The sequence below is a fragment of the Uliginosibacterium sangjuense genome (assembly GCF_059132465.1).
The window spans coordinates 3536935-3561049 of sequence record NZ_CP101132.1 but is presented as its reverse complement, the minus strand read 5'-3'; the positions used below and the strand labels follow the sequence as shown (position 1 = coordinate 3561049).

Here is a 24115-nt window from a genome sequence, read left to right as displayed (position 1 = left end):
CGAAAAGATTGGTCGTGCAAACGGGGGGCGTCCATGTATGGGTTCGGAGCGCAGCGACAACCCACCGCCAATGCTCGGGCAAGGCTCGCGGTGGGTTGCTTCGCGAACCCACCCTACTTTCACTACTGTTACCCACCTTACGCGTTGCCGGGGCGGCCGGGCGGTGTGTCGTTCTTCAATTGATGCAAGCAGACTGATCGCGTCCCTGCTGTCTTCTCGTGCGACGAATGCCGCTTCATGGCCTCACGCAGCGGCAATGCGCACCACCGTCTTGCCGAAGTTGCGCCCTTCGAGCAGACCGATGAAGGCAGCGGGAGCGTTCTCCAGCCCCTCGACAATATCCTCGCGCAGTTTCACCTGACCGCTGGCAAGCCACGCACCCATGTCGCGGCGGAAGTCATCGAAGCGATCAGCGTAGTGATCGAGGATGATGAAGCCCTGCATGCGGATGCGCTTCTGCAGCAGAGCCGCCGTCAGCTGTGGGAGGCGGTCGCGGGCCTTGCTTTCGTGCTGATCGTTGTAATGCGCGATGAATCCGCACAACGGTATGCGCGCGCCGATGTTGAGCAAGGGCAGCACGGCGTCGAACACTGCGCCGCCGACATTCTCGAAATAGACATCGATTCCGCGCGGGCAGGCGGCCGCGAGCTGCTCGGCCAGTTGCGGATCGTGCCGATCCAGGCAGGCATCGAAGCCCAGTTCCGTGACGGCGTAGCGGCACTTGTCGGCACCGCCGGCAATGCCCACCACGCGCGCGCCTCTGAGCCTGGCGATCTGCCCGACCACGGCGCCGACTGCGCCCGTCGCAGCGGCCACAACCACGGTTTCGCCCGCCTTGGGCTGGCCGATGTCGAGCAGGCCGACCCAGGCGGTAAAGGCCGGCATGCCCAGGCCGCCCAGCGCCAGCGAGGGCCGGGCGCGCAGGGCCGCCGCATCGTCCAGTGGCATCAGGTCCTGCCCATCCGACAGCGCGTAGTCCTGCCAGCCTGCGTTGGCCAGCACCTGCTCGCCGACCTGCCAGCGCGGATGCCGCGAGGCGATGATGCGGCTGACCGTGCCGCCGACCATGGGCTCGCCCAGTCGCACCGATGGCGCATAGAGCGGGCCGACTTCCTCCATCAGGTTGCGCATGTAGGGATCGAGCGACAGGTACAGCGTGCGCAGCAGCACCTGCCCTTCAGCAGGCTCCGGCACGGCGCATTCTTCGAGGCGGAAATCCTGCGCGGTCGGCAGACCCCGCGGGCGCGCCGCAAGCACGATGCGCCGATTGATGGACTCAGAGGGCGCCATGGGTCGTCTCCCGTTCGCTTGAATTTGTTTCGTCCTGGCGTGCGCGTGGCCCGCGAAGCAGCACCAGCAGCGTGCCCAGGCTCAGCGTGACGGCGCAGAAGAGGGGCGCACCGAGCGGCCCTATCCAGTCGACGAGGAGCCCGCCAAAAATCGCCCCGCTGGCGATGGCAACCTGGAAGGCCGCGACCAGCAATCCACCGGCACCCTCGGCATGGTCGGGTGCGGCGCGCACGATCCAGGTCTGGAAGCCGACCGGGAAGGCTCCGAAAGCGAAGCCCCACAGCGTCACCGCGATGGCCGTGACGGTGGCCGAACTGCCCGCCAGGCACAGGGTGACGGCAATCGCGGCAATCAGCACACTACCGAAGACGATGGCATGACGCTCACTGCGCTCGGCGATGAAACCACCAACAAAGTTGCCGAAGAATCCGCCAATGCCGTAGCCGAGCAGGATCGCCGAGATGGCGCTGACCGGCAGCTGCGTGATCTGCTCCATCAGGGGGCGGATGTAGGTGAAGCCCGCGAAGTGGCCGGACACCACCAGCAGCACCGCCAGCAGTGCGATGCGCACATCGCCGCGGCCGAGCAATTCGACGAGCACGCGCAGGTTGGGATTGTCTTTCGGCGGCAGCGCCGGGATGCTCAGCCACTGCGCAGCCAGCGTGATGAGGCTGACCGCCCCGGCCGCAACGAAGGCACTGCGCCAGCCCCACAGATCGCCCATCCAGGCGCCGATGGGCGCCGCAGACACGGTGGCAATCGACACCCCGGTGAGGATGATGGACATCGCCCGGGCGAACCGCGAAGCGGGCACGAGGCGCAGAGCCAGCGCCGCCGCCATCGACCAGAAGCCACCCAGCGCGACACCCAGCAGCACGCGTGCCACGAGCAGGATAGTCAGGCTGCTGGCTGTCGCGGCGAGCGCATTCGAGGCGACCAACAGGGTGCTCAGTGCCAGCACGACGCGCTTGCGGTCGAACTTGCGTGTCAGCAGCGGGATGCTGGGCGCGGCAATGGCGCCGACCACAGCTGTGGCGGTGACTGCCTGACCCGCTGCGCCGTCGGAAACGCCGAGGTCGGCCGACATGGCGGTGAGCAGGCTGGCGGGCAGGAACTCGGCCGTGACCAGTCCGAATACGCCCAAAGTCAATGAGACGACGCCGGCCCAGTTGGCGTGTTGGGTATCCGGGGTGGCTTCCTCAGCGAGGGGTGAGGCAGGTGGGCATTGCAGGCAGGAAGCTTCGTTCATGTCGGGGCAGTGGGTTTGTTGTTCTGGAGTGCGCAGCTTAGGGCTAAGATGTCGGCGTTTCCATGTCGAAAAATCCGCAATGCTTGATCAAAACTCCGGAGTTCTGCCCATCGAATCCCGTGACACCCTGACCCAGGTCCTGCTGGGTTTGCGCCTGGACGGGGTCGAATATGGTCGCTGCCTGTTGCGTCGGCCCTGGGCCATTGCCTTCCCGACACAGCGCGCGGCGCGTTTTCATTTCGTTGCGCACGGCGCCTGCTGGCTGCGCACGCAGTCAGCAGACTGGCTGCACCTGGCGCCGGGGGACGCGGTACTCGTACCGCGTGGCAGCTTCCACGTGCTGGCGAGCGAGCCTGAGGTACCCGCTGTGGAGGTCGATTCGCTGGCGCGCACGCTGGTGTCGGAGAACATCTATGTGATGCGCGGTGGTGAGCAGACGGAGGCCGCAGAGGAGCACGCCGCGGCGCCCGACCTGATGTTCTGCGGCTCCATGCGCTTCAACCTCGACCCCCTGCATCCCCTGCTGGCGATGATGCCGGACGTGATGCGTGCGGGCGATCTGGCGCAGCGCGACCCAACGGTACCGGCCCTGCTCGAAGCGATGGAGCGCGAAGTGGCGCTGGATCGCATCGGCGCCTGCGGCATCATGGCGCGCCTCGCCGATGTGCTGGCTGCCAGCATCATCCGCGCCTGGGTGGAGTGTGGCTGCAGCGATTCCAGCGGCTGGGTGGCGGCGGTGCGCTGTCCGCAGATCGGCCGGGTGTTGGCCGCGATCCACGCACAGCCCGAGCGCAACTGGTCGGTGGTGGAGCTGGCAGAAGTCATGGGCGCCTCGCGCTCCAGCTTCGCCGAAAAATTCACAGACGCGGTCGGCGAGTCACCGGCCCGCTATGTCGCACGCGTCAAGATGTTCCAGGCGCGGCATTGGATTGCGCGCGAGGGCATGCGCATCGCGGTGGCCGCCAATCGACTGGGCTACGACTCCGAAGCCTCCTTCAGCCGCGCCTTCAAACGCATCATCGGCCACCCGCCGAGCGAAGCGCGATCCGCCGCCGGCGATTTTGCCTAGGGCTCTTCGACATGCGCGGCAAAGCCGCTGACGCCTGATGCGACTTCCGGGCGCAGCGTCACCTCGTATGGCGGGGGCGTCGAGGCATGCCCGACGTGTAGGGTGTGGTGCCAACCGCACCGGATGTTTCCCCGGTACGTGACCGCGTGCGTTGTTCCGGGTGGCGGAGTTGGCACTCAGCCCTTGCCTGAACGTCCGCTTTTCTGTTCTCTGACCGGCCGCACCGGGTCGGGAACCGACTTTCGCCGCACACTTCACTAGTGTCTGCTACGGCCAATTGGGCGTTGGTTGATGCTCGGTTTTCGCTGCGCGCCGAACCCATCCTGACCGTGATCTTGCGCTCGCCATCCAGTGCAGCGAAGCCGCCCTCCGCGAACCATACTTCCACTACGACATGCCCCACTGTTCCGTGAAGGAGGGGCGCAGCATGGTCAGGCTGACGGTCAATGGAAGGTCCGTGGCAGTGCGCGACGGCGCGAGTTTGCTGGATGCGGCCGGGGCGGCGGGCGTGCATGTGCCCACGCTGTGTTACTCCCCGCGCCTGCCATCCCACTCGGTGTGCCGCATGTGTCTCGTGGAGGTGCAGGGGCGGGATGAGCCGCAGGCTGCGTGTTCCACGCGGGCGGAAGAGGGCGACGTGGTGGAGACGGACTCTCCGGCGCTGCGGCAGGCGCGCCAGATGAATGGCGAGTGGCTGCTGGCGCGTCACCCGAACGACTGCATCCGCTGCGAGGTGAATGGGGCCTGCCGCCTGCAGAACCTGGTCGGCGACAATCAATGGGAGGCGCGCTGGCCCTATGTGCCGAGAGGGTCGGAGGCGCATCCGGAGCATGCGCTGACGGATCACACCTCGCCGAGCATCTGGCGCGATCTGGCGAAATGCATCGAGTGCGGCCTGTGCGCGGAGGCCTGCGGCGAGGCGGGGCAGCAGCAATACGTGATCGGCTTTGCCGAGCGCGGCTGGGGTCGCCTGCCGGTGACGGTGTTCGATCAGCATCTGGCGGACACGCGCTGCATTTCCTGCGGTCAGTGCACGGTGGTGTGCCCGGTCGGTGCGCTGATCGAGACGCCGCACTGGCACGAGGTCCTGCATGTCCTCGACGCCCATCGCCATGTCTCTGTGGTGCAAGTTGCGCCGGCGACGCGCGTGGCCATCAGCGAAGAGTTCGGCATGAAGCCGGGCACGGTGAGCACCGGCAGGCTGATCAACGCCTTGCGCCAGCTTGGCTTCGACTACGTGTTCGACACCAACTTTGCGGCCGATCTCACGATCATGGAGGAGGGGGCCGAGTTCCTGGCGCGTCTGGCGCGGCGCGAAGCGCTGCCGTTGTTCACGTCCTGCTGTCCGGGCTGGGTGAACTGGGTCGAGCTCAATCGACCTGATCTGCTGCCGCATCTGAGCACGACGAAATCGCCGCAGCAGATGCACGGTGCGCTGACCAAGCGTGGCCGTTTTGCGCGTGCGCTCGGGCCTGCGTTCGCTGAGGGCCGGGCTGAGCCTTATGTCGTGAGCATCATGCCCTGCACCGCCAAGAAGGATGAGGCCATGCGGCCTGGCGTGGCGGGCGATGTCGACCGCGTGCTCACGACGCGGGAGTTGGCCAGGATGATCCGGGCGCGTGGCATTGCCTTCGATGCGCTGCCGGAAGCGGCGCAGTTCGACGATCCACTGGGTGAGAGTACCGGGGCCGCGCAGATCTTCGGCGCCTCGGGTGGGGTCATGGAGGCCATCGTGCGCACGGCCTCCCATCTGCTCGGCACGGAATGCGCGACTGCGCTGGAGTGGCATCAACTGCGCGGTGTAGCCGAGGGCATCAAGACGGCTGCGATTCCGGGCATCGGCACGGTAGCCATCTGCAATGGCATTGCCGCGGCGCAGCGCCTGCTGGAGACGGAATCGTGGCGCGAGGAGTTCGTCGCCATCGAGGTGATGGCCTGCGTCGGCGGTTGCCTGGGGGGCGGTGGCGAACCAAAGTCGCTGGACCCGCAGGTGCTGCAGAAGCGCATGCAGGCCATCTACGCGATCGACGCGCAGGCGCCACGCCGCCGCTCGCACGAGAATCAGAGCGTGCGCCAGCTCTACGCCACCGAGCTGGGTGAGCCGAACTCCCCGGCGGCGCACGGCCTGCTCCACACGAGCTATGCGGCACGCAACTCCAGGCGATTGCTGCTGATGCGCTTTCTCGATGCAGTGGACCGGCGCGACGGCGCGGGCGCAGCCAGCCTGTTCCACCCCGATGCCATCTGGATGACGGCCTCGCCTTTCGGCGACATCGTGGGGGCGGCGAACATCGCGGCCTTCATCGGCACCCGCCTGCCGCCACGCGAGTTTGGCCCGGCCTACCGACGGCACCGCATGGCGTCCGCCGCGGAGGACGACGACCTCACAGTGCTCACGCCGACCGGAGAGCGTTGCCGCTTCGACGTGGCGCTCGACACAATCCGCGAGGGCGGGCGCAGCAGGACGGTGATCCGCAAGCTTGTGCGCGAAGTATTGGTGGATTTGGCTTGAGGTGGAGATGTGACGCGTCGGTGGACATTCCAACCCCTCCCGACCTCCCCTTGTCAGGGGAGGCGCAACCCACGCCGGGCCGATGCGGCAGCACTCCCCTGAGAAGGGGATGCGGGAAGTCGGCGCGCCTGGCCAGACCCGTTTCGCTACGCTGCACTTCATCTGTTACGGCCAAAGAAAAGCCCGCGTCCTGCGACGCGGGCTTTTGTTCTGCAAGGTGAAGCTCAGGCCTTGGCGCGGGCCACCTCGGGCGCGCGCGTGGCGCTGCGGCGCAGGCCAAGCAGCTTCCAGGCGAAGGCGCCCAGGCACAGCACGCCGACGGCGAACACGATGTCGCCCGGCACGCGCAGCCACACCAGGGTACGCATCACGGAGGACTGCACGATGTCGGTCGAGCGGGCATACCACAGGCCTTCGCTGACGCTGGCCCAGGCCTGGTAGATGCCGGCCGGCAGCAAGGACATGAAGACCATCATGGCCAGGCCGATGTTGAGCGACCAGAACATGCGGGCGAGCCACTTGTCCTGCCAGTATTCGCGCGGCATCAGGCCACGCAGGCAGAACAGCATGAGGCCGATGCCCAGCATGCCGTACACGCCGAACAGCGCGGCATGGCCGTGGGCGGGTGTCATGTTGAGGCCCTGCACGTAGTACAGCGAGATCGGTGGGTTGATCGCGAAGCCCAGCAGGCCGGCGCCGACGGTGTTCCAGAAGCCCACGGCGACGAAGCACAGGATGATCCAGCGATAGCTCTCCACCCACGGCGCGGCCTGGCTGCGCTGGTAGTTGCGATAGGCCTCGAAGCCGATCAGGGCCAGCGGCACCACCTCCAGCGCCGAGAACACGGCGCCGACGGCGATCACCGAGGTCGGCGTGCCGGTGAAGTACAGGTGGTGCAGGGTGCCGAGGATGCCGCCGAACAGGAACACGATGGTCTCCATGACGATCGCGGCGTTGGCCGAGGCGGTGCGGATTAGGCCCAGGCGGGTGAAGATCAGCGCGATCACGGCGGTGGCGAAGACCTCGAAGAAGCCTTCCACCCACAGGTGGACCAGCCACCAGCGCCAGTACTCGATCATCGAGTAGTGACTGTGCTGGCCCCACATCAGCGAGCTGGCGTAGAAGCCGCCGATGCAGGTGGCCGACAGGAACACCATGGCGATCAGTCCGCGTGATTCGGAGGGGCGCTGCAAGGCCGGCCACAGCGCGCGCGCCATCAGACCCAGCCAGATCAGCAGGCCGGCGAACAGGCCGTACTGCCAGATGCGGCCCATGCTGGTGTATTCCAGCCCCTGGTTGCCGAGCCAGAAGGCGAAGTCGGTGCCCAGGCGTTGCTGGGTGCCGATCCAGCCGCAGGCAATCGAGCCGACCACGATCAAGAGCAGCGCATAGAACAGCACGTTGACGCCCAGCGCCTGGAACTTCGGCTCATGACCCGACAGCGCAGGCGAGATGTAGAGGCCGGTGGCAAGCCAGGCGGTGGCGATCCACAGCACGCCCAGTTGGGTGTGGATGGTGCGGCTCACCGTGAAGGGCAGCACCTCGGCCAGAGGAATGCCGAAGAAGCTTTGGCCTTCCACCGCGTAGTGCGCCGACACCACGCCCATCACCACCTGCAGCAGGATCAGCCCGATCACCACGTAGAAATACTTGGTGGTGGCGCGCATCGAGGCGGTGGGCTTGAGTTCGAACAGCGGGTCCTTGGCCGGCGGGGTGGGGTCGGCTTCCTCCTTGGCGGCAGAGTGCCAGGCGATCATGAAGGCGATGCCGGCGATCAGCAGGATCACGCTGACTACGGACCACACGCCGTTGCCGGTGGTCGGCAGGTTGTCGATCAGCGGCTCATGCGGCCAGTTGCTGGTGTATGACAAGTGCGTCTCGCCCGGGCGGTTGGTCGCGGACGACCAGGCCGACCAGAAGAAGAAGGCCGGCAGCGCTTGCAGGTCGGCCGGGTTCTTCAGCGTGTGCCTGACCATCGCGTACTGCTCGCGCAGCGCGTCCAGCGAGGGCTCGCTGCCGAACAGGCCGGTGTAGTAGCGCGCCAGTTCGCGCACCACGGCGGCGCGCTCCACGCTCAGCGTGATGTTGCCGGTCGCCGGGTCATAGCTGTTGCGGCGCAGCTCATCCTTGACGAGCTGGCCGACCAGGGCCTGCTGGCCGCTGTCCAGGTGCGTGAAGGCCTGGCCGTACTGCTTCTGCGCCAGTGCCTCGCGCAGCGCCACCGCCTCGCGGTGCAGCCAGTCGGCCGACCAGTCCGGCGCGACGTAGCTGCCATGGCCCCACACCGAGCCGAGCTGCTGGCCGCCGGCCGACAGCCAGGCCTGTTGGCCGTGCATGACCTGGCCGCCACCGAAGACCGTGCTGCCATCGGCCGCGACCACCTGTTGCGGGATCGGCGGTGCGGCGAGGTAGATCTCGCGGCCCATCCAGCCGAGTACGCCGAAGGACAGCAGGAACACTGCCGCCAACCAGCGCCAGAGTTTGCGTGACGAATTCATGTGAGCTTTCTCCCCGATGAGTGATGGCATCGCGCCATAAGATTCACTCTAAGAGAATCTTTTAAAAGATTCAACGCCGATGAATCTTTTTTCCTGAGCCGGATCAAGTTCTGCAAGGTGTAGGCTGTGGCAGCCGCTTCCAGTCCGCATCCATCGCGCCTTCGCCATGTCTCGTGTCCCGCCGTCTCCCGCCTTGCCCGATCGCTTCTGCGCCGAGGTCGTGGCGGCCTTGCAGCCCCTGGCCGATGCGACGCGCGCAGCCGGCATGCGCGCTTACATGCGCGGGCGCTTCGACTTCCTGGGCATCCCGACGCCGGCACGGCGGGCGGCGAGCCTGTCCTTGATCCGTGCGTGCCAGGCGTGGCCGGCGGCGCATCTGCTGGAAGCGGCGCGCCTGTTGTGGCGCGAGACGCCGCGCGAGTGCCAGTACGTGGCGGTCGATCTGTTGGCGCGCCATCACGCGAGCCTGGACATGGCGGCGCTGCCCGCCTTGCTGGCGCGGGTGCAGGACAAATCCTGGTGGGACAGCGTGGATGGCCTGGCCGGTGTGGTGGGGGATGTCGTGCGGGCGGCGCGCCAGCGCGATCCGGATGCGCAGCGCGACATGGATCGTGCGCTGACGCACGAGAACCTGTGGGTGCGGCGCATCGCGATGCTGCATCAGCTTGGCTGGCGCGAGGACACGGATCGCGCACGCCTGTTCGCCTACGCCGAGGCGCTGGCGGCGGAGTCCGACTTCTTCATTCGCAAGGCCATCGGCTGGGCGCTGCGCGATTTCGCGCGACACGATCCGGCGGCCGTCCGCACCTTTCTCGATCAGGCCGGGAGCGCCTTGTCGCCGCTCTCCCGGCGCGAGGCGGCGAAGCATTTATTTGCCCGTCAGGCTTGACGGAAAGCCCCTCTGCCGTTCCTGCTCCTAGCCTGCTCAATCCTTGTGCAGAGGGGGTGTTCCCTGTCGCGTCATGCACTTGCGTGCTTGTCTCCAGACTTGTCCACAGGCCTGCTCACACTTTGCGTGGATAAGTTCGAGCGGCGATGCAGAAGCGACCGGTGGCGTCAACGTCCACAGGGCATGAACCGTTGATTGCGCAGGAGCATATCCAGCCGACCATAAGCTGCATATCGGAAAACGGTATAAGCGGACGCGGCGCTCCTGTCGATAATCTTTCTGTCGTGCTGCTTGAGTCGCGCCCATGTGTCAGTTGCTCGGTCTGAATGCCCGCAAGCCCGTCCGGCTTGATTTCTCCCTCGCCGGGTTCCTGCGCCGTGGCGGCGAGACCGATGAACATGCCGATGGCTGGGGCGCCGCCTTCTTCGGTGACAACGGCTGCCGCCTGCTGATCGACGAGGAAGCTTCCGCGCGCTCGCTGCTGGCGCGCCTGGTTCAGCGCAACCCCACGCCGGCACGCAATGCCATCGTGCACATCCGCAAGGCCACCCAGGGCGCGGTGCAGGTCAACAACTGCCACCCCTTCCTGCGCTGGCTATGGGGCCGCGAATGGGCCTTCGCCCACAACGGCAACCTGGAGCGCGCGGGCCTGCCGACGCCGCGCCGCTATCGCCCGCTGGGTGAAACGGATTCCGAACTGGCCTTCTGCATCATCCTCGACGCGATGCGCGAGCGCTTTGGCGAGACCGAGCCGGCGCGCCTCGACTTCATGCTGGCGCTGGACGAGATCGGCGAGGAACTGGGGCGCCACGGCAGCTTCAACTTCATGCTGTCGGATGGGCACATGTTGTTCGCCCGCTGCGCGACGCAATTGCACTACGTGCAGCGTGCCTTCCCCTTCGGCCGTGCCCGCCTGCTCGACTGCGCGCACGAGATCGAGTTCGCCGCCCACAACCACGACGACGACCGCATGGTCCTGGTCGCAACCCGCCCGCTCACCGACGAGGCCTGGCAGGCCATCCCGCAAGGCCGCCTGATGGCTTTCGCCGACGGAGAGCCGGTGCCTGCCTGAGCCCGCCCAGGGTAGGGTGGGCCTCGGTGGGCCCACGCGTTGGATGTTGGTCTAGGCGCCGCGTGGGCACTGTGTGCCCACCCTACAAATCGCGACAGCCTTATCCGCGGCAACGCTGCAGCCGCTCGGCCGCTGCGAGCAAGGTTTCCTCTTTCTTGGCGAAGCAGAAGCGCACGATGCGCTGGGCAGGCGCGCGCTCGTAGAACGGGCTCAGCGGGATCGCGGCGACGCCGATCTCGGTGGTGAGCCAGCGGGCGAAGGCCAGATCGTCCAGGTCGTCGCGCAGCGCGCTGTAGTCGGCCAACTGGAAGTAGGTGCCCTGGCTGGGCAGCAGGCAGAAACCCGCGCTGCGCAGGCCCTCGGCCAGCAGTTCGCGCTTGCGCTGGAAGAAACCGGGCAGGCCCTGCCAGTGCGCGGGTTCGGTAAGGATCGTGGCGAGCGCGTGCTGGGCCGGGTGGTTGACCGCGAAGACCAGGAACTGGTGCAGTTTGCGGAACTCCTGCGTGAGCTCCGGCGGCGCCACGCAGTAGCCGATCTTCCAGCCGGTGGCGTGGAAGGTCTTGCCGAAAGAGTAGACCGCGAAGCTGCGCGCGCGCAGCGCCGGGTGACTCAGTACCGACAGATGCGGCTGGCCGTCGAAGACCAGATGCTCGTAGACCTCGTCGGCCAGCACCAGCAGCTCGTAGCGCGCGACCAGGCGCGCCAGCGCGTCGAGGTCGGCCTGCGTGAGCGTGGTGGTCGCCGGGTTGTTCGGGTTGTTGAGGATGATCAGGCGGGTGCGCGGCGTGATCGCGGCCTCGACCTCGGCCCAGTCGATGGCGAAGTCGGGCGCGGCCAGCGCGATGCGCACCGGTTTCGCGCCCTGCGCCAGCACCGAAGGGGCATAGCTGTCGTAGGAGGGGTCGAGCAGGATGGCTTCGTCGCCCGCGTGCAGCACCGCGCCGATGGCGGTGAACAGCGCCTGCGTGGCGCCGGCAGTGACGGTGATCTCGCGCTCGGCATCGAAGTCCAGCCTGTGCTGCAGGCGCAGCTTGGCCGCGATGGCCTGGCGCAGTGCGGGCAGGCCGGCCATCGGCGCGTACTGGTTGTGGCCGGCGCGGGTGGCGGCGTCCAGCGCGTCGAGCAGGGCCGGTTCGCAGGGGTAGTCGGGGAAGCCTTGCGACAGGTTGATCGCGCCGTGCTCGTGGGCGAGCGCGCTCATCACGGTGAAGATCGTGGTGCCGACGGTGGGCAGCTTGGAATGGATCATGGTGGATACGCCGGGCGGGCCGCGGTGGGGCGCGGCGAGGCGGCCAGCTTAGCGCAGGGAATGCGCGCCCAGCCAGCCGGCCACCCCCAGCAGGAGCAGGGCGAACGCGCGTTGCACCTGGCGCGCAGACATCGTGCGGGCCAGGCGGCGTCCCACCAGCATGCCCAGCACTGCGCCGCCCGCGAACACAGCCGTCAGCGCGAGGGGCGGGGCCATGCCGTGCAGCAGCATGCCAGCCACGCCACCCAGGCTGATCAGCGTGATGATGCCCAGTGCCGTCGCCACGGCGGCGTGGATGCCCAACTGGGTGAAGCGCCGCAGCATCGGCACGATGACGAAACCGCCGCCCACGCCCAGTAGGCCGGCCATGAAACCGGCCAGTGCACCGATGGTGGCGAGCAGGCTGGCGGTGCGCGCGGACCAGATGAAGCGCCCGCTGTCCGGGTGAATCGGGCCGAGGGTGCGCAGGCCGCCCAGCGGCTCGCTGTCCAGCGTCGTGCCGGGTCGTGCGAGCAGACTGCGGCAGGCGCTGAGCAACATGACCAGCGAGAAGCCCCGCATCAGCCAGGTCTGCGGCAGCGCCTGGGCGAGCTGGATGCCCAGGGTGCTGAAGGGCAGGCTGGCCAGGGCCATGAGCAGCGCCGCGCGATAGCGCACCAGACCGGCGCGCAGCCCTTCCGCACTGCCTACGCCACCCGCCAGCACCATCGAGAAGAGTGCCACCGGTGCCGCCTGCTGCATCGGTAGGCCCAGCAACAGCACCAGCGCAGGCACCGCCAGTACCCCGCCGCCGGCCCCGGTGACGCCCATGGCGACACCAATGACGAGGCCGAGCGGCAGGGCGATCAGCATGCAGGCTTGCGTGCCACGCAGTCGATCAGGGCCGACATGCCGCGGTGCCCACTGCCTTCGTCGATTTCGCTGTGGTGTTCGCGCAGGGTCAGTACATACATGTCGTCGCCCAGCAGCTCGTGCAGGAGTTCGAGGGTGTAGAGCTGTTCCGGCACGCGTGGGCCGCCGGTGCCGTAACCTAGTTGCGCCCGGGCGTAGCCCTGCACCAGCAGCAGCCCGCCGGGTTTCAGCGCGGCCAGCATGGCGGCGAACACGCGGGCACGCTCTGCTGGGGTCAGGAATTGGATGAAGATCGCGGCCACCACGTCGTACTGCGCGACTGGCCAGACCCAATGCAGCAGATCGGCCTGTTCGAAGCTGATGTCGACATCGTGTTCGGTGGCCAATTGGCGCGCCTTGGCCAGCGCATTGCTGGAGGCTTCGACCGAGGTGACCTGCAGGCCCTGGCGCGCCAGCCACACGCCATTGCGGCCCTCGCCATCGGCGACGGCCAAGGCGTGCTGACCTGGCCGTAGCAGGTGCGCCTGGTTGGCGAGGAAAGCATTCGGCGCGGTGCCAAAGATGTAGTCCGGCTGTGCGAAACGCGCATCCCAGTGGGCAATTCGCGGGTCTTCCGGTCCTGCGGTCAGGCTTGTCTTCTCCATCATTTTTCTCTCTAGGTGGGTGTTATGGTTTGCAACTGTTGTCCTGCGAGCCGTCGGGGCAGCCGGACAGGCTGCTGTTGATCGCCGAGTCGACAAACTCGAAGCTCAGGCGGGGGCGATGCAGATCGCGGACGGGCCGCAGGTTGCGCGTGGGCTGACCGTTCAGGGCCAGCTCAACGCGGTAGGACTGGGGCATGCTGCGGTGCCAGTTCGGCAGGACGTTCTGCAGGTATTGGTATTCCGAATCCTTGGTACGCACGATCCCCAGCGTTTCCAGCAGGGTCAGCTTGGGCCAGTGTTCGCCGCTGGGGCGGCCGTAGCTCACGATGCCCAGGAAACGGTCGACATCCTCGTAGTATGGGTCCGCCGGATCGACCGCCTTGCCGTTCGAATACACCGCGTCCATGAAGTAGGTGATGCGGCGGTTCACCGCGTCCGCCCGGCCCCACTGGTACAGCACCTCGTTGAGCGCGGTCGACAGGCAGGCCTCCAGGTGACCGCCTGCTACATAGAGATGGCGGACGTGGCTCAGATTGACGCTGAGCTCGCCGCCGGCCGAGAAGAAGCGGTAGTCCGGGTCGCAATCGGCTGCGAAGTAGTACTGGTCTCCGGAGTCGTCCTGCAGGTAGGCGACGGGAATCCGCTCCTGCTTGGCATAGCGCACCGCCTCATCGACACCGGGCTTGGTGGCGTAGCGGGCGTCGTAGGTCGCGCTGGCATGCACCACGAGCAGCAGCCGGTCGTCCTTCGTCGACAGCGCTGCAGGGTCCGAGAAGCGAGGTGACGCACAGAGGGCGTGCACCTGAGCGCTGCAGCAGGCCGCCAGTGCGGCGACAACAAGGAAGCGACGCATACCGATCCGGGAAGAAGTGTTTAGCGTTTGCGCGCGGGCGTGGCGGGCGAGAACTTGGCCGCCAGCGCCGCCTGCGCCGACAGGCGTTGACCCACCTGGCCGCAGACGAGTTCGCACAGTTCGAAGATGGCCGGATTGGCGATGCGATACACGCTCGCATTGCCGCGCACCTCCTTCTCCACGAAGCCATGGTTGGCCAGCAGGGACAGATGCTTGGAGACGTTGGCGGTGGTGCAACCGAGCAGTTCGGCCAGTTCGCCGACGTTGTACTCCTGCTCGCGCAGGGCGTTGAGCGCTTTCAGCCGGGTCGGCTCGGCCAAGACCTGGAAGTACTGCGCGACGTGCTCGATGGCTTGGTCGTCTAAGTGTTTCATCTGGGAACAGCCTGGGGTTGGTACGGGAGTGAGCATAGCGGATTTTTGGCTTGACTATATAACTCTGTAGTTACATAATAGATCAAGAAAGCCGTTTCGCCACATGTTGTCCGGACGGCCCGGATTCTTCTTTCCAGGAGCGTTTCATGGCCCTTTCGCGTCTGTTGTTTGTCCTGCTGCTGCTCGGCACTTCGGCCCGGGCAGACTTGCTCGCCACGGTGCCGGTGCGCGTGGCAGGCGGTGGCGCGCCCTACGAGGCGGAAGGGGTGGTGGAGGCGGTGCGGCAGAGCGTGATTTCGCCGCAGGTGGCGGGCCGCATCGTGGACTTGCGCGTGCAGGCCGGCGACCGGGTCAAGGCCGGCCAAGTCCTGGCGCGCATCGACGCGCAAGCGGCGCAGCAACAGGCCGTAGCCAGCCAGGCCCAGGTGGAGGCGGCGCGCGCGCAGTTGCAGGTGGCGAAGACGGAGTACGAACGCCAGCAGCTACTGTTCAAGAAGCAGTACATCAGCCAGGCTGCACTGGAGCAGGCCGAGGCGCAGTTCAAGGCCACCGAGGCCAGCGTGCGCGGCACCCTGGCGCAGGCCGGCGCCGCCAGCACGCAGACCGGCTTCTTCACGCTGACCGCGCCGTATGCGGGCGTGGTGGCGAACGTGCAGGTGGAGCAGGGCGACATGGCCATGCCCGGTAAGCCGCTGCTCACCGTGTATGACCCCACCGCCCTGCGCGTGGCAGCCAGCCTGCCGCAAAGCCGCGTGGCCGATTTGCCGGCGCAGGTCGAGGTGCGTGTGCGCGTCGCCGGGGCGGAGATCGCGACGCGCGCGGTGAGCGTGTTGCCGGAGGCCGATCCGGTCAGTCACTCCCAGGTGGTGCGCGTGGGCTTGCCCGCCGACGTGCGCGGGCTGGTGCCCGGCATGTTTGCGCGAGTGAACTTTCCGCTGCGTGGCGAGGCCGGTGGCGCGGTGCTGATCCCCGCCACTGCGGTGCTCCGGCGCTCCGAGCTGACCGCCGTGTACGTGCCGGACGCGCAGGGCAAGCCACGCTTGCGCCAGGTGCGCCTGGGCCGTGCGCAGGGAGAGGAAGTCGAGGTGCTTGCCGGCCTGATGGCGGGCGAACGCGTGCTGCGCGATCCGGGCGCCGTAGCGCTGCAGTGAGGCGCGCGTCATGAGTCACTCGTCCGTACCGATGGGAATTTCCGGCCGCATCGCAGCCTTCTTCCAGCATGCGCAGATCACGCCTTTGCTGGCGCTGCTCGCGGTGCTGCTGGGCCTGTTCGCGGTGCTGGTCACGCCGCGTGAGGAAGAGCCGCAGATCAACGTGACCATGGCCAATGTACTGATCCCCTTCCCGGGGGCGTCGGTGGCGGACGTGGAGCAGATGGTGGCGGGGCCGGCCGAACAGGTGCTGGCGCAGATCGCTGGCATCGAGCATGTCATGTCGCTGTCGCGTCCAGGGCTGGCGGTGATCACCGTGCAGTTCAAGGTCGGGGTGCCGCGTACCGAGGCGCTGGTGCGTCTGTATGACACGGTGCATTCCAATGCCGACTGGCTGCCACCGAATCTGGGCGTGCTGACCCCGATCATCAAGCCCAAGGGCATCGACGATGTGCCCATCGTGGCACTGACTCTGTCGGCGCAGCGGCCGGACGCCGGCGCCTATGAGCTGGAGCGCATCGCGCATGCGATGGAGGCGGAACTCAAGCGCGTGCCGGGCACGCGCGAGGTGGTGACCATGGGGGGGCCCGGGCGCGGCGTGCTGATCGAGCTGGATGCCGCCCGCATGCGCAGCAGCGGCGTCACGGTGGACGATATGCGGCGTGCGCTCCAGTCGGCCAACCTGGGGCTGCCGATGGGCGACCTGGTGAGCGGCAACCGTGCGGTGCGCCTGGAGTCTGGCCCCTTCCTGGAAGACGCACGCGCCGTCGAGGAGTTGGTGGTCGGCGTGCGTGGTCGCACGCCGGTCCTGCTGAAGGAGGTCGCGCGGGTCAGCGATGGCCCGCTGCCGCCCGAGCGTTATGTGTGGCATGGCGTGGTGTCGCATGCCGATGGCAAGGCCACGGCGGCGGAGTATCCCGCGGTCACGCTGGCGATCACCAAGAAGCCGGGCGAGAACGCGGTCGAGGTCGCGGATGCGGTGCTCGAACGTGTCGCACAGTTGCGCAACACGCTGCTGCCGGATGAGGTTGGCGTCACGGTCACCCGCAACTACGGTGAGACCGCCAACGACAAGGCGATGAAGCTGATCCAGAAGCTGCTGTTCGCCACCGCTTCAGTGGTGGCCCTGGTCTTCTTCGCCCTCGGCCGGCGCGAGGCGGCCATCGTTGGCGTGGCAGTGGTGCTGACCCTGCTGGCGACGCTGTTCGCGTCCTGGGCCTGGGGTTTCACGCTCAATCGCGTGTCGCTGTTCGCGCTGATCTTCTCCATCGGCATCCTGGTCGATGACGCCATCGTGGTGGTCGAGAACATCCACCGCCACAAGCAGCTTCATCCGGAGAAGACGCTGGCCGAGCTGATCCCCGGTGCGGTGGATGAGGTCGGTGGCCCCACCATCCTGGCGACGCTGACGGTCATCGCCGCACTGCTGCCCATGGCCTTCGTGTCCGGCCTGATGGGGCCATACATGAGCCCGATCCCGATCAACGCCAGCATGGGCATGCTGATCTCGCTGGCGATTGCCTTCGTGGTGACGCCCTGGCTGGCTCGCCTGTGGCTGTCGCACGCCGCGCATGGCGCGCACGAGTCGGCCCTGACCGCACGCCTGCAGCGCGGCGCCGAGCGACTCTTCCGCCCCTTCCTGGATGTGCAGCGGGGGGCGCGCAACCGCGTGAAGCTGTGGCTGGGTGTGGGCCTGCTGATCCTGGTGTCGATCGCCCTGCCGGTGGCCAAGCTGGTGGTGTTGAAGATGCTGCCCTTCGACAACAAGTCCGAGTTCCAGGTCGTCGTCGATATGCCGGCAGATACGCCGCTGGAGCAGACGGCGGCGGTGCTGCGCGAGATGGGCGGCTATCTCGCGAGCGTGCCCGAGGTGGTGAACTACCAGGCCTACGCTGGCCTGTCGGCACCGATCAACTTCAACGGCCTGGTGCGCCAGTACTACCTGCGCAGCGGACGCGAGCTGGGCGACATTCAGGTCAACCTCGTCGACAAGCATCTGCGCAGCGAGCAGAGCCATGCCATCGCCATGCGCGTGCGCCCAGCGTTGCAGGAGATCGCGCAGCGCCATGGCGCGCGCGTCAAGGTGGTCGAGGTGCCCCCGGGGCCGCCGGTGCTGTCACCCATTGTGGCCGAGGTCTACGGCCCGGACCAGGCCGGGCGCGAGCAGGTGGCCCGCGCGATCCGGCAGGTCTTCGACGGAGCCCCAGGCATCGTGGACGTGGACGACAGCAGCGTCTCGCATGCCGCGCAGCAGACCCTGGAGGTGGACCGTCGCAAGGCCGCCTTGCTGGGCGTGCCGCAGCAGGCCATCGTGACGACGCTGCATGCAGCCATGGCGGGTGAGAATGTGAGCTGGCTGCATGACGCGAGCAAGTACCCGGCCGCCACCCGCTTGCGTCTTCCCGTGGCCGCGCAAGGCAACCTCGATGAGGTGCTCGCCCTCAGCGTGCGGGCCGCCAACGGTACGCTGGTGCCCCTGCGCGAGCTGGTGTCCGTGCGCGACGGCGTGATTGAGCAGCCGCGTCATCACAAGGACCTGCTGCCGGTCAGCTACGTCGTCGGCGACATGGCGGCGGTCGGCGGGCAAGGGCTCGACAGCCCACTCTACGGCATGTTCGGCATGCGCGGCGAGATCGGCAAGCTGGTGATGCCGGATGGCGGGCGCGTGGAGGAGTATTTCATCCGCCAACCGCAAGACCCGTACCGTGGCTACGCGATCAAATGGGACGGCGAGTGGCAGATCACCTACGAAACCTTCCGTGACATGGGCGCCGCCTATGCCGTAGGGCTGGTGCTGATCTATCTGCTGGTGGTGGCGCAGTTTGCCTCCTACCTGACTCCCCTGATCATCATGGCGCCGATCCCGCTGACGATCATCGGTGTGATGCCCGGGCATGCGCTGCTGGGGGCGCAATTCACCGCCACCAGCATGATCGGCATGATCGCGCTGGCCGGCATCATCGTGCGCAACTCCATCCTGCTGGTCGACTTCATCAACCTGCAGGTGGCGGCTGGCGTGCCCTTCCGCGACGCCGTGGTGCACTCCGCCGTGACCCGCGCGCAGCCCATCGTGCTGACCGGGCTGGCGGCCATGATCGGCGCCTTCTTCATCCTCGACGACCCGATCTTCAATGGGCTCGCCATCTCGCTGATCTTCGGCATCCTGGTCTCCACCTTGCTGACCCTGGTGGTGATCCCTCTGCTGTACTACGCGGCCTACCGCCGCAAGCTCGAATCCGCGAGCCCATCTCATTGACGGAGGAATCCCCATGTCATCCTGGCAAATCGTCCGCATCGTCGCCGGCAGCTTCATCCTCATCTCACTTGCGCTAGGCGTGCAGGGTAGCCCGATCTTCCACAGCGCGAACTGGCTGTGGTTCACCGCTTTCGTGGGCGCCAATCTGTTGCAGAGCGGCTTCACCCGTTGGTGCCTGATGGAGCAGATTCTGCGCAAACTGGGCGTCCAGCCCGGTTGCTGACGAGGAGGACATCGTGCGTCGGAGCGTGCTTTCCCTGATCCTGATGGGGCTTGTGCCATGGGCGCAGGCAGCCACTGACCTGATGGGCGCTGTGCAGGCCGCGCTGGAGCATGATCCTGGCTATCAGGCCGCTCTTGCGGGCAGTACCGCCGGGACGGCCAGGGCGGCGCAGGCGGGCGCGCTGTGGATGCCCAATATTGCGCTGACAGCGGGTGCGGGTTACGCCGACATGCAAAGCGATACGCGGGGCGCCAGTTTTTCGGCGCCGGCGCTGGGCAGCATGAACAACGCGCAGTTCACGACGGATATCGGACAGGCCACCGACACGCGCTGGGGCGTGCAGTTGCGTCAGCCGCTCTACAGTGCGGAGCGCAGAGCCTCGGGCCGGCAACTCGAACAGCAGGCCGTCATGGCAGGCGAGCAGCGCCGGTTGGGCGAGCAGTCCCTGCGCCTGCGTGTGGCCGAATCCTATTTCGCGGTGCTGACGGCCGAAGACGCCTTGCGCACCGCGGAGGCTCAACACAAGGCTGCACGTGAACTGCTCGACATCGCGCAGGAGTTGTTCCGTCTCGGTAAAAGCCCGTCGACCGACATGCACGAGGCGCAAGCCGCCTTCGATGCGGTCGAGGCGCAGCTCATCGCCCTGCGTAGCCAGCTCACCTTGGCGCAGGCCCATTTCACCGACATCACCGGGCTGCCCGCCAACGACCTGCGGCGTATCCGCCGCGATGTCCAACTGGCGGCCTTGCCCCCGGGCGAGTTGCGAAGTCGTATCGAGCAGGGGGTGGCACAGAGCCCCCGGGTCAGGATCAGTGAGTCCGGGCAAGACGTGGCGCGTGCCGAGCTGGACAAGCTCAAGTCCTTCGATGCCTTGTCCTTGGATCTGGTCGCGCGTTACGACGACGCACATACCGACGGTAGCAACCGCCATGGTGATGCGGCCTACTCGCAGCGCGGCGCCTGGGTCGGTGTGCAACTGTCGGTGCCCTTGTTCACCGGCGGCATGCGCGACGCGCGACGTGATGAAGCGGCTGGCCTGGCTGAACAGGCGCGCTGGCAGGCCCAGGAAGTGCGCCTGGCGACCGCGCAGCAGATCCGTGCGGCCTGGCTCAATCTGTCGAGTGGCGTGGCACAGGTCCAGGCGCTCGAGGCCGGGCTGCGCTCGGCTCGCCTCAAGCTGGACGCCACGCGTACTGGCAGGGAGTTGGGGGCCCGCACCATGGCCGATGAGCTCAACGCCCAACACGCATTCTTTGCCGCCGAGGCTGGTCTGGCGCGTGCGCGCTATCAGGTGTTGCTGGCCTCCTTATCGCTGGCGGCTGCTGGCGGTGAGTTGGATGACGCGCGGCTGGCGCAGGTTAACGCGCTGCTGCAGACCGACTGAAGCGGCCCATCAGAGACCGCGCAAGGGCGCACCCACGGTCCGGGTGGCTGCCGATGGAGGAGTGGGTTTTCGCTAGACGGACCGCACACATACTCAACGGAGGAGCAGGATGGCACACATCGTCATCGTTGGCGCGGGGGTCGGCGGAATGCCGGCTGCATATGAATTGCGAGCGAAGCTGGGAGCGGAACATCGGATCACGGTGGTCAGTGCCGTGGACTATTTCCAGTTTGTCCCGTCCAACCCCTGGGTGGCCGTGGGTTGGCGTAAGCGAGAGGATGTGGTGCTGAAGGTTCAGCCCTACCTGGAAAAGAAGGGCATCGGTTTCATCGCCCAGCGCGTGGAGGGCATCGACGCACCGGACAACACGCTGAGGCTGGCGGACGGTGCGCGACTGCAGTACGACTACCTGGTGATCACCACCGGGCCGCAACTGGCCTTCGAGGAAGTGCCCGGCGCGGGGCCGCAGGGCTTCACGCACTCCATCTGCTCGGTCGACCATGCTGAACAGACCTGGCTGGACTATCAGGCGTTTCTCGATAACCCGGGCCCTGTCGTGATCGGTGCCATGCCGGGGGCAAGCTGCTTTGGCCCGGCCTATGAGTTCGCCTTCATCGTTGACGCCGATCTGCGCAAGCGCAAGATCCGCCACAAGGTCCCCATGACCTTCGTGACCAGCGAGCCCTACATCGGGCACCTCGGACTGGGCGGCGTGGGTGATTCCAAGTCCATGCTGGAGAGCGAGTTCCGCAACCATGACATCAAGTGGGTGACGAATGCGCGGACCACACGTGTGGAGAACGGGAAGCTGTTCGCCACCGAGCTGGATATCCTGGGCAAGGAGATGCGAGAGCACGAGATTCCATTCCGCTTCTCGATGATGCTCCCGTCATTCCGTGGCGTCGGCCCGGTGGCCGCGGTCGAAGGGCTGTGCAATCCGCGCGGCTTTGTGCTGATCGATGAGCATCAGCGCAGCAAGGCCTACCGCAACATATTCTCGGCCGGTGTATGCGTGGCGATTCCGCCGGTCGAGGTGACCCCGGTGCCGACCGGGGCGCCCAAGACTGGCTACATGATCGAGACCATGGTGACTGCCATCGTGGAGAACATCGCGGCCGAGCTGGAAGGACGCGTGGGCGAGGCCAAGGGCACCTGGAACGCGATCTGCCTGGCCGACATGGGGGATTCGGGCGCGGCTTTCGTCGCCTTGCCGCAGATTCCGCCGCGCAACGTCAACTGGTTCCGCAAGGGCAAGTGGGTGCACCTGGCGAAAATCGCCTTCGAGAAGTACTTCCTGCACAAGATGCGCTCGGGCTCGTCCGAGCCGGTATATGAGAAGTACGTGCTCAAGGCGCTGGGCATCTTCCGCCTGCAGGACTGAGGCGGCCTTGCTGCCAGATGCGGGCGGCCCTCAACCGCCTTGCATCTTGCGTCGCTGCTCGTGGCGCTCCTGCGCCTCTACGCAGTAGGTGGCGGTCGGCCTGGCCAGCAGGCGGGCGATGCCGATCGGCTCGCCGGTGTCCTTGCACCAGCCGTATTCGCCCTCGTCGATGCGCGCAATGGCCTCGTCGATCTTGTGCAGCATCTTGCGTTCGCGGTCACGCACGCGCAGCTCGATCGTATGGTCTTCCTCCTGCGAGGCGCGGTCGTTGGGGTCGGCGGTGGCGGTGTCGTTCTGCAGTTCGTCGGTGGTGTTCTTCGCGGCAGCGAGCAACACGTCGCGCTCGTTGACGAGGCGGGCGCGGAAGAAGGCCAACTGACGCGGCGACATGTAGTCGTCGTCAGGGGCGGCAAGCAATTCTGCTTCCGTGAGGGGCGCATTGGCGCCGTTTTCTTGCTTTTTCACGGTCTTGTCTCCTGGCTGCACCGCGGCGCCGGAATGCGCCGCGTGTGCGGTGTGGCTGTCACGATACGCTGCTTGGGGCGGCTCGTGCTATTCCGCCGTCACCGGGCGGGCATTTTGCGCGCGTAGTGTTGCTTGGGTGTTGCTGTCCTCGCCCGTTCTGGCTGGGGGAAACCCTTGCCGGACAGAGCCGTCTGAGCAGCATCAAGAAGTCTTCACCCCGGGCTGGCAAGAATGCTTGCTGCATCCGCTGAAGGATGCTTGGCTCGCCGCCACTATTCCGGGAGAAACCTCATGCCGCTCGAAATGCTGTTCGGTACCGATATTGGCCTGTTGAGTCTGTTCACGATCTTGTTCGTGATCGGGATGGGCGGCTTCATCTGGCACTTCGTGCGCAAGAACATGCGCGAGGAAGAACAGCGGATGAGCCACCACTAAGCTCACCGGGCCCGCCGTGCCAAGCAGAAGCCCGCCGGTTGGCGGGCTTTTTTTCAGTGCGCGGGAGCTTTCAGTCGCGCGACCGCATCCCTGACGGTCTGGGTGTCGAAGCTTTCCTCGGTGGCACCGATCAGGGCGCGGATTTCCTTGCACTTGGTGCCGGGGGGTACGCGTGCCGGGTCTAGCTTCAGTTCGGCGTACAAGGCATCGAGCGGTAGCCCGAAGGTGTCTGCCACTTCGCGTAGCGTCATGAAGCCCTTGATGCCGGCGGGGTCCAGCACGCCGCCCTGGCTCACAGCCTCGGTCAGCGTGGCCGGCATGGTCTGCCAGTAGCCGGTGAGCTTGGCCGTGCCGATCACGCCGAAGAACAGCGCCAGGCCGAGCAGGCCCACGGTCAGCGGGCTGGCCTGCGCGCGCGCCACGCTGTTGTGCAGGAAGGTCTTGCCTTCATGCTCGGTGCCACGTTTGCCGGAGGGGCAGGTGGTGGTGCAGGAGAGGCAGGCGATGCACTCGGCGGAGTGGATCACTTCCTGACGCATCAGCGGGATGTTCACCGGACATTTCTGTTCGCACAGCGTGCAGTTGATGCAGGCACTGGTGTCGCGTCGGATGCGAAACGCGCCGAGTTTTGTGGTCAGCCCCAAGAAGGCGCCCAGCGGGCACAGGTACTTGCAGAACACGCGGTCATAGAACACCGAGCCGAGCAGGCTCAGCACGAGGATCGCGAAGCCGACCGCAAACTCGGCCCACACCTCGCTAAGCCCGGCTGGCAGGTGCGCATAGGCCGCCCAAGGGTCGTAGGGGCGGACCACCAGGGTCGCGGTTTTCCAGGTCAGGTACAGGCTGCCGAACAGCACGACGTACTTCAGATAGCGCAGTGGCTTGTCGATGGCCGGGGGTACGTTGAAGCTGCGTTTGCGGAACAGGCGCTGACCCAGCTTGCGTGCCAGTTCCTGCAGCGTGCCGAGGGCACAGATCCAGCCACAGAAATAGCGCCCGACCACCAGGGCCAGCACGATGACGCCCACCAGCAGCACGAGGTCGGAGTAGTACAGGCGTTGCAGGAAGCCCCCATCGGCAGCGAAGCGGTACAGGGCTTCCAGCCCACCGAAGGGGCAGAAGGCGTCGATCGGCGCTTCGCCCTTGGGGCCGCCGCCCAGCACCTGGTGGCGGATGGCGGCGGTGCTGACGAAGGCCAGGAAGCCCAGTTGTACCAGCAGGCGCAGTTGCGGCACGCGGGATGTGTTCTTGCTCATGGCCTGTCTCCTT

20 protein-coding genes are annotated in these 24115 nt (G+C 66.7%); 10 read left to right on the top strand and 10 right to left on the bottom strand.

Annotated features, from left to right (window positions below):
• Positions 1-243 precede the first annotated feature (243 nt).
• Both curA and NMB43_RS16335 read right to left on the bottom strand, forming a co-directional pair.
• The gene (gene curA / locus NMB43_RS16340; protein ID WP_494349225.1) at positions 244-1290 is read right to left on the bottom strand and encodes an NADPH-dependent curcumin/dihydrocurcumin reductase; all 1047 of its coding nucleotides are present in this window, start codon (positions 1288-1290) and stop codon (positions 244-246) included.
• Entirely contained in the window at positions 1277-2539 is a 1263-nt protein-coding gene (locus NMB43_RS16335; RefSeq protein ID WP_494349224.1) for an MFS transporter, read from the bottom strand. The genes curA and NMB43_RS16335 overlap by 14 nt, the downstream gene beginning before the upstream one ends.
• Positions 2540-2618: 79 nt before the next feature.
• On the opposite strand from NMB43_RS16335, the gene NMB43_RS16330 reads away from it, so the two are divergent.
• Entirely contained in the window at positions 2619-3608 is a 990-nt protein-coding gene (locus NMB43_RS16330) for an AraC family transcriptional regulator (protein ID WP_494349223.1), read from the top strand.
• Between the two features lie 427 nt (positions 3609-4035).
• Entirely contained in the window at positions 4036-6120 is a 2085-nt protein-coding gene (locus tag NMB43_RS16325; RefSeq protein WP_494349222.1) for a [FeFe] hydrogenase, group A, read from the top strand.
• Positions 6121-6344: 224 nt separating this feature from the next.
• Here NMB43_RS16325 and NMB43_RS16320 read toward each other — a convergent pair whose 3' ends face one another.
• Positions 6345-8618, bottom strand: coding sequence for a nitric-oxide reductase large subunit (locus NMB43_RS16320; RefSeq protein ID WP_494349221.1), 2274 nt, complete (start codon positions 8616-8618; stop codon positions 6345-6347).
• Positions 8619-8784: 166 nt separating this feature from the next.
• Here NMB43_RS16320 and NMB43_RS16315 point away from each other — a divergent pair, with 166 nt between their 5' ends.
• Positions 8785-9507, top strand: coding sequence for a DNA alkylation repair protein (locus tag NMB43_RS16315; RefSeq protein ID WP_494349220.1), 723 nt, complete (start codon positions 8785-8787; stop codon positions 9505-9507).
• A 304-nt stretch (positions 9508-9811) separates the two neighbouring features.
• Positions 9812-10579, top strand: a complete 768-nt coding sequence (locus NMB43_RS16310; RefSeq protein ID WP_494349219.1) for a class II glutamine amidotransferase — start codon at positions 9812-9814, stop codon at positions 10577-10579.
• A 100-nt stretch (positions 10580-10679) separates the two neighbouring features.
• Here NMB43_RS16310 and NMB43_RS16305 read toward each other — a convergent pair whose 3' ends face one another.
• Genes NMB43_RS16305 through NMB43_RS16285 form a run of 5 tightly spaced genes read right to left on the bottom strand, consistent with a single transcriptional unit; the run spans position 10680 to position 14551 of the window.
• The gene (locus NMB43_RS16305; RefSeq protein ID WP_494349218.1) at positions 10680-11828 is read right to left on the bottom strand and encodes a methionine aminotransferase; all 1149 of its coding nucleotides are present in this window, start codon (positions 11826-11828) and stop codon (positions 10680-10682) included.
• Between the two features lie 48 nt (positions 11829-11876).
• A complete protein-coding gene (locus NMB43_RS16300) occupies positions 11877-12680 on the bottom strand; it encodes a sulfite exporter TauE/SafE family protein (RefSeq protein WP_494349217.1) in 804 nt (267 codons plus the stop codon).
• Positions 12674-13327 carry an SAM-dependent methyltransferase gene (locus NMB43_RS16295; protein WP_494349216.1) on the bottom strand — a complete coding sequence of 218 codons (654 nt, stop codon included), beginning with the start codon at positions 13325-13327 and terminating at the stop codon, positions 12674-12676. Before NMB43_RS16295 ends, NMB43_RS16300 begins: the two co-directional genes overlap by 7 nt.
• A gap of 19 nt (positions 13328-13346) precedes the next feature.
• Complete coding sequence (locus NMB43_RS16290; RefSeq protein ID WP_494349215.1) at positions 13347-14177, bottom strand: hypothetical protein; 831 nt, start codon at positions 14175-14177, stop codon at positions 13347-13349.
• Between the two features lie 20 nt (positions 14178-14197).
• Positions 14198-14551 carry an ArsR/SmtB family transcription factor gene (locus NMB43_RS16285; protein WP_494349214.1) on the bottom strand — a complete coding sequence of 118 codons (354 nt, stop codon included), beginning with the start codon at positions 14549-14551 and terminating at the stop codon, positions 14198-14200.
• A 146-nt stretch (positions 14552-14697) separates the two neighbouring features.
• Here NMB43_RS16285 and NMB43_RS16280 point away from each other — a divergent pair, with 146 nt between their 5' ends.
• The 5 genes from NMB43_RS16280 (at position 14698) to NMB43_RS16260 (ending at position 21946) form a co-directional block, all read left to right on the top strand.
• The gene (locus tag NMB43_RS16280) at positions 14698-15702 is read left to right on the top strand and encodes an efflux RND transporter periplasmic adaptor subunit (protein WP_494349213.1); all 1005 of its coding nucleotides are present in this window, start codon (positions 14698-14700) and stop codon (positions 15700-15702) included.
• Between the two features lie 10 nt (positions 15703-15712).
• Positions 15713-18958 (top strand): efflux RND transporter permease subunit, encoded by a 3246-nt coding sequence (locus NMB43_RS16275; RefSeq protein ID WP_494349212.1) that lies wholly within the window; start codon positions 15713-15715, stop codon positions 18956-18958.
• A 13-nt stretch (positions 18959-18971) separates the two neighbouring features.
• Entirely contained in the window at positions 18972-19181 is a 210-nt protein-coding gene (locus tag NMB43_RS16270) for a YgaP family membrane protein (protein ID WP_494349211.1), read from the top strand.
• Positions 19182-19194: 13 nt separating this feature from the next.
• Complete coding sequence (locus tag NMB43_RS16265; protein ID WP_494349210.1) at positions 19195-20565, top strand: TolC family outer membrane protein; 1371 nt, start codon at positions 19195-19197, stop codon at positions 20563-20565.
• Between the two features lie 109 nt (positions 20566-20674).
• Entirely contained in the window at positions 20675-21946 is a 1272-nt protein-coding gene (locus NMB43_RS16260; RefSeq protein WP_494349209.1) for an NAD(P)/FAD-dependent oxidoreductase, read from the top strand.
• Between the two features lie 30 nt (positions 21947-21976).
• Here the strand turns inward: NMB43_RS16260 and dksA are convergent, their stop codons facing one another.
• Positions 21977-22336, bottom strand: coding sequence for an RNA polymerase-binding protein DksA (gene dksA / locus NMB43_RS16255; protein WP_494352160.1), 360 nt, complete (start codon positions 22334-22336; stop codon positions 21977-21979).
• Positions 22337-22702: 366 nt separating this feature from the next.
• Here dksA and NMB43_RS16250 point away from each other — a divergent pair, with 366 nt between their 5' ends.
• The gene (locus tag NMB43_RS16250) at positions 22703-22846 is read left to right on the top strand and encodes a DUF3149 domain-containing protein (protein WP_494349208.1); all 144 of its coding nucleotides are present in this window, start codon (positions 22703-22705) and stop codon (positions 22844-22846) included.
• Between the two features lie 53 nt (positions 22847-22899).
• Here NMB43_RS16250 and NMB43_RS16245 read toward each other — a convergent pair whose 3' ends face one another.
• Positions 22900-24102, bottom strand: coding sequence for a 4Fe-4S binding protein (locus tag NMB43_RS16245; protein ID WP_494349207.1), 1203 nt, complete (start codon positions 24100-24102; stop codon positions 22900-22902).
• Positions 24103-24115: the final 13 nt, after the last annotated feature.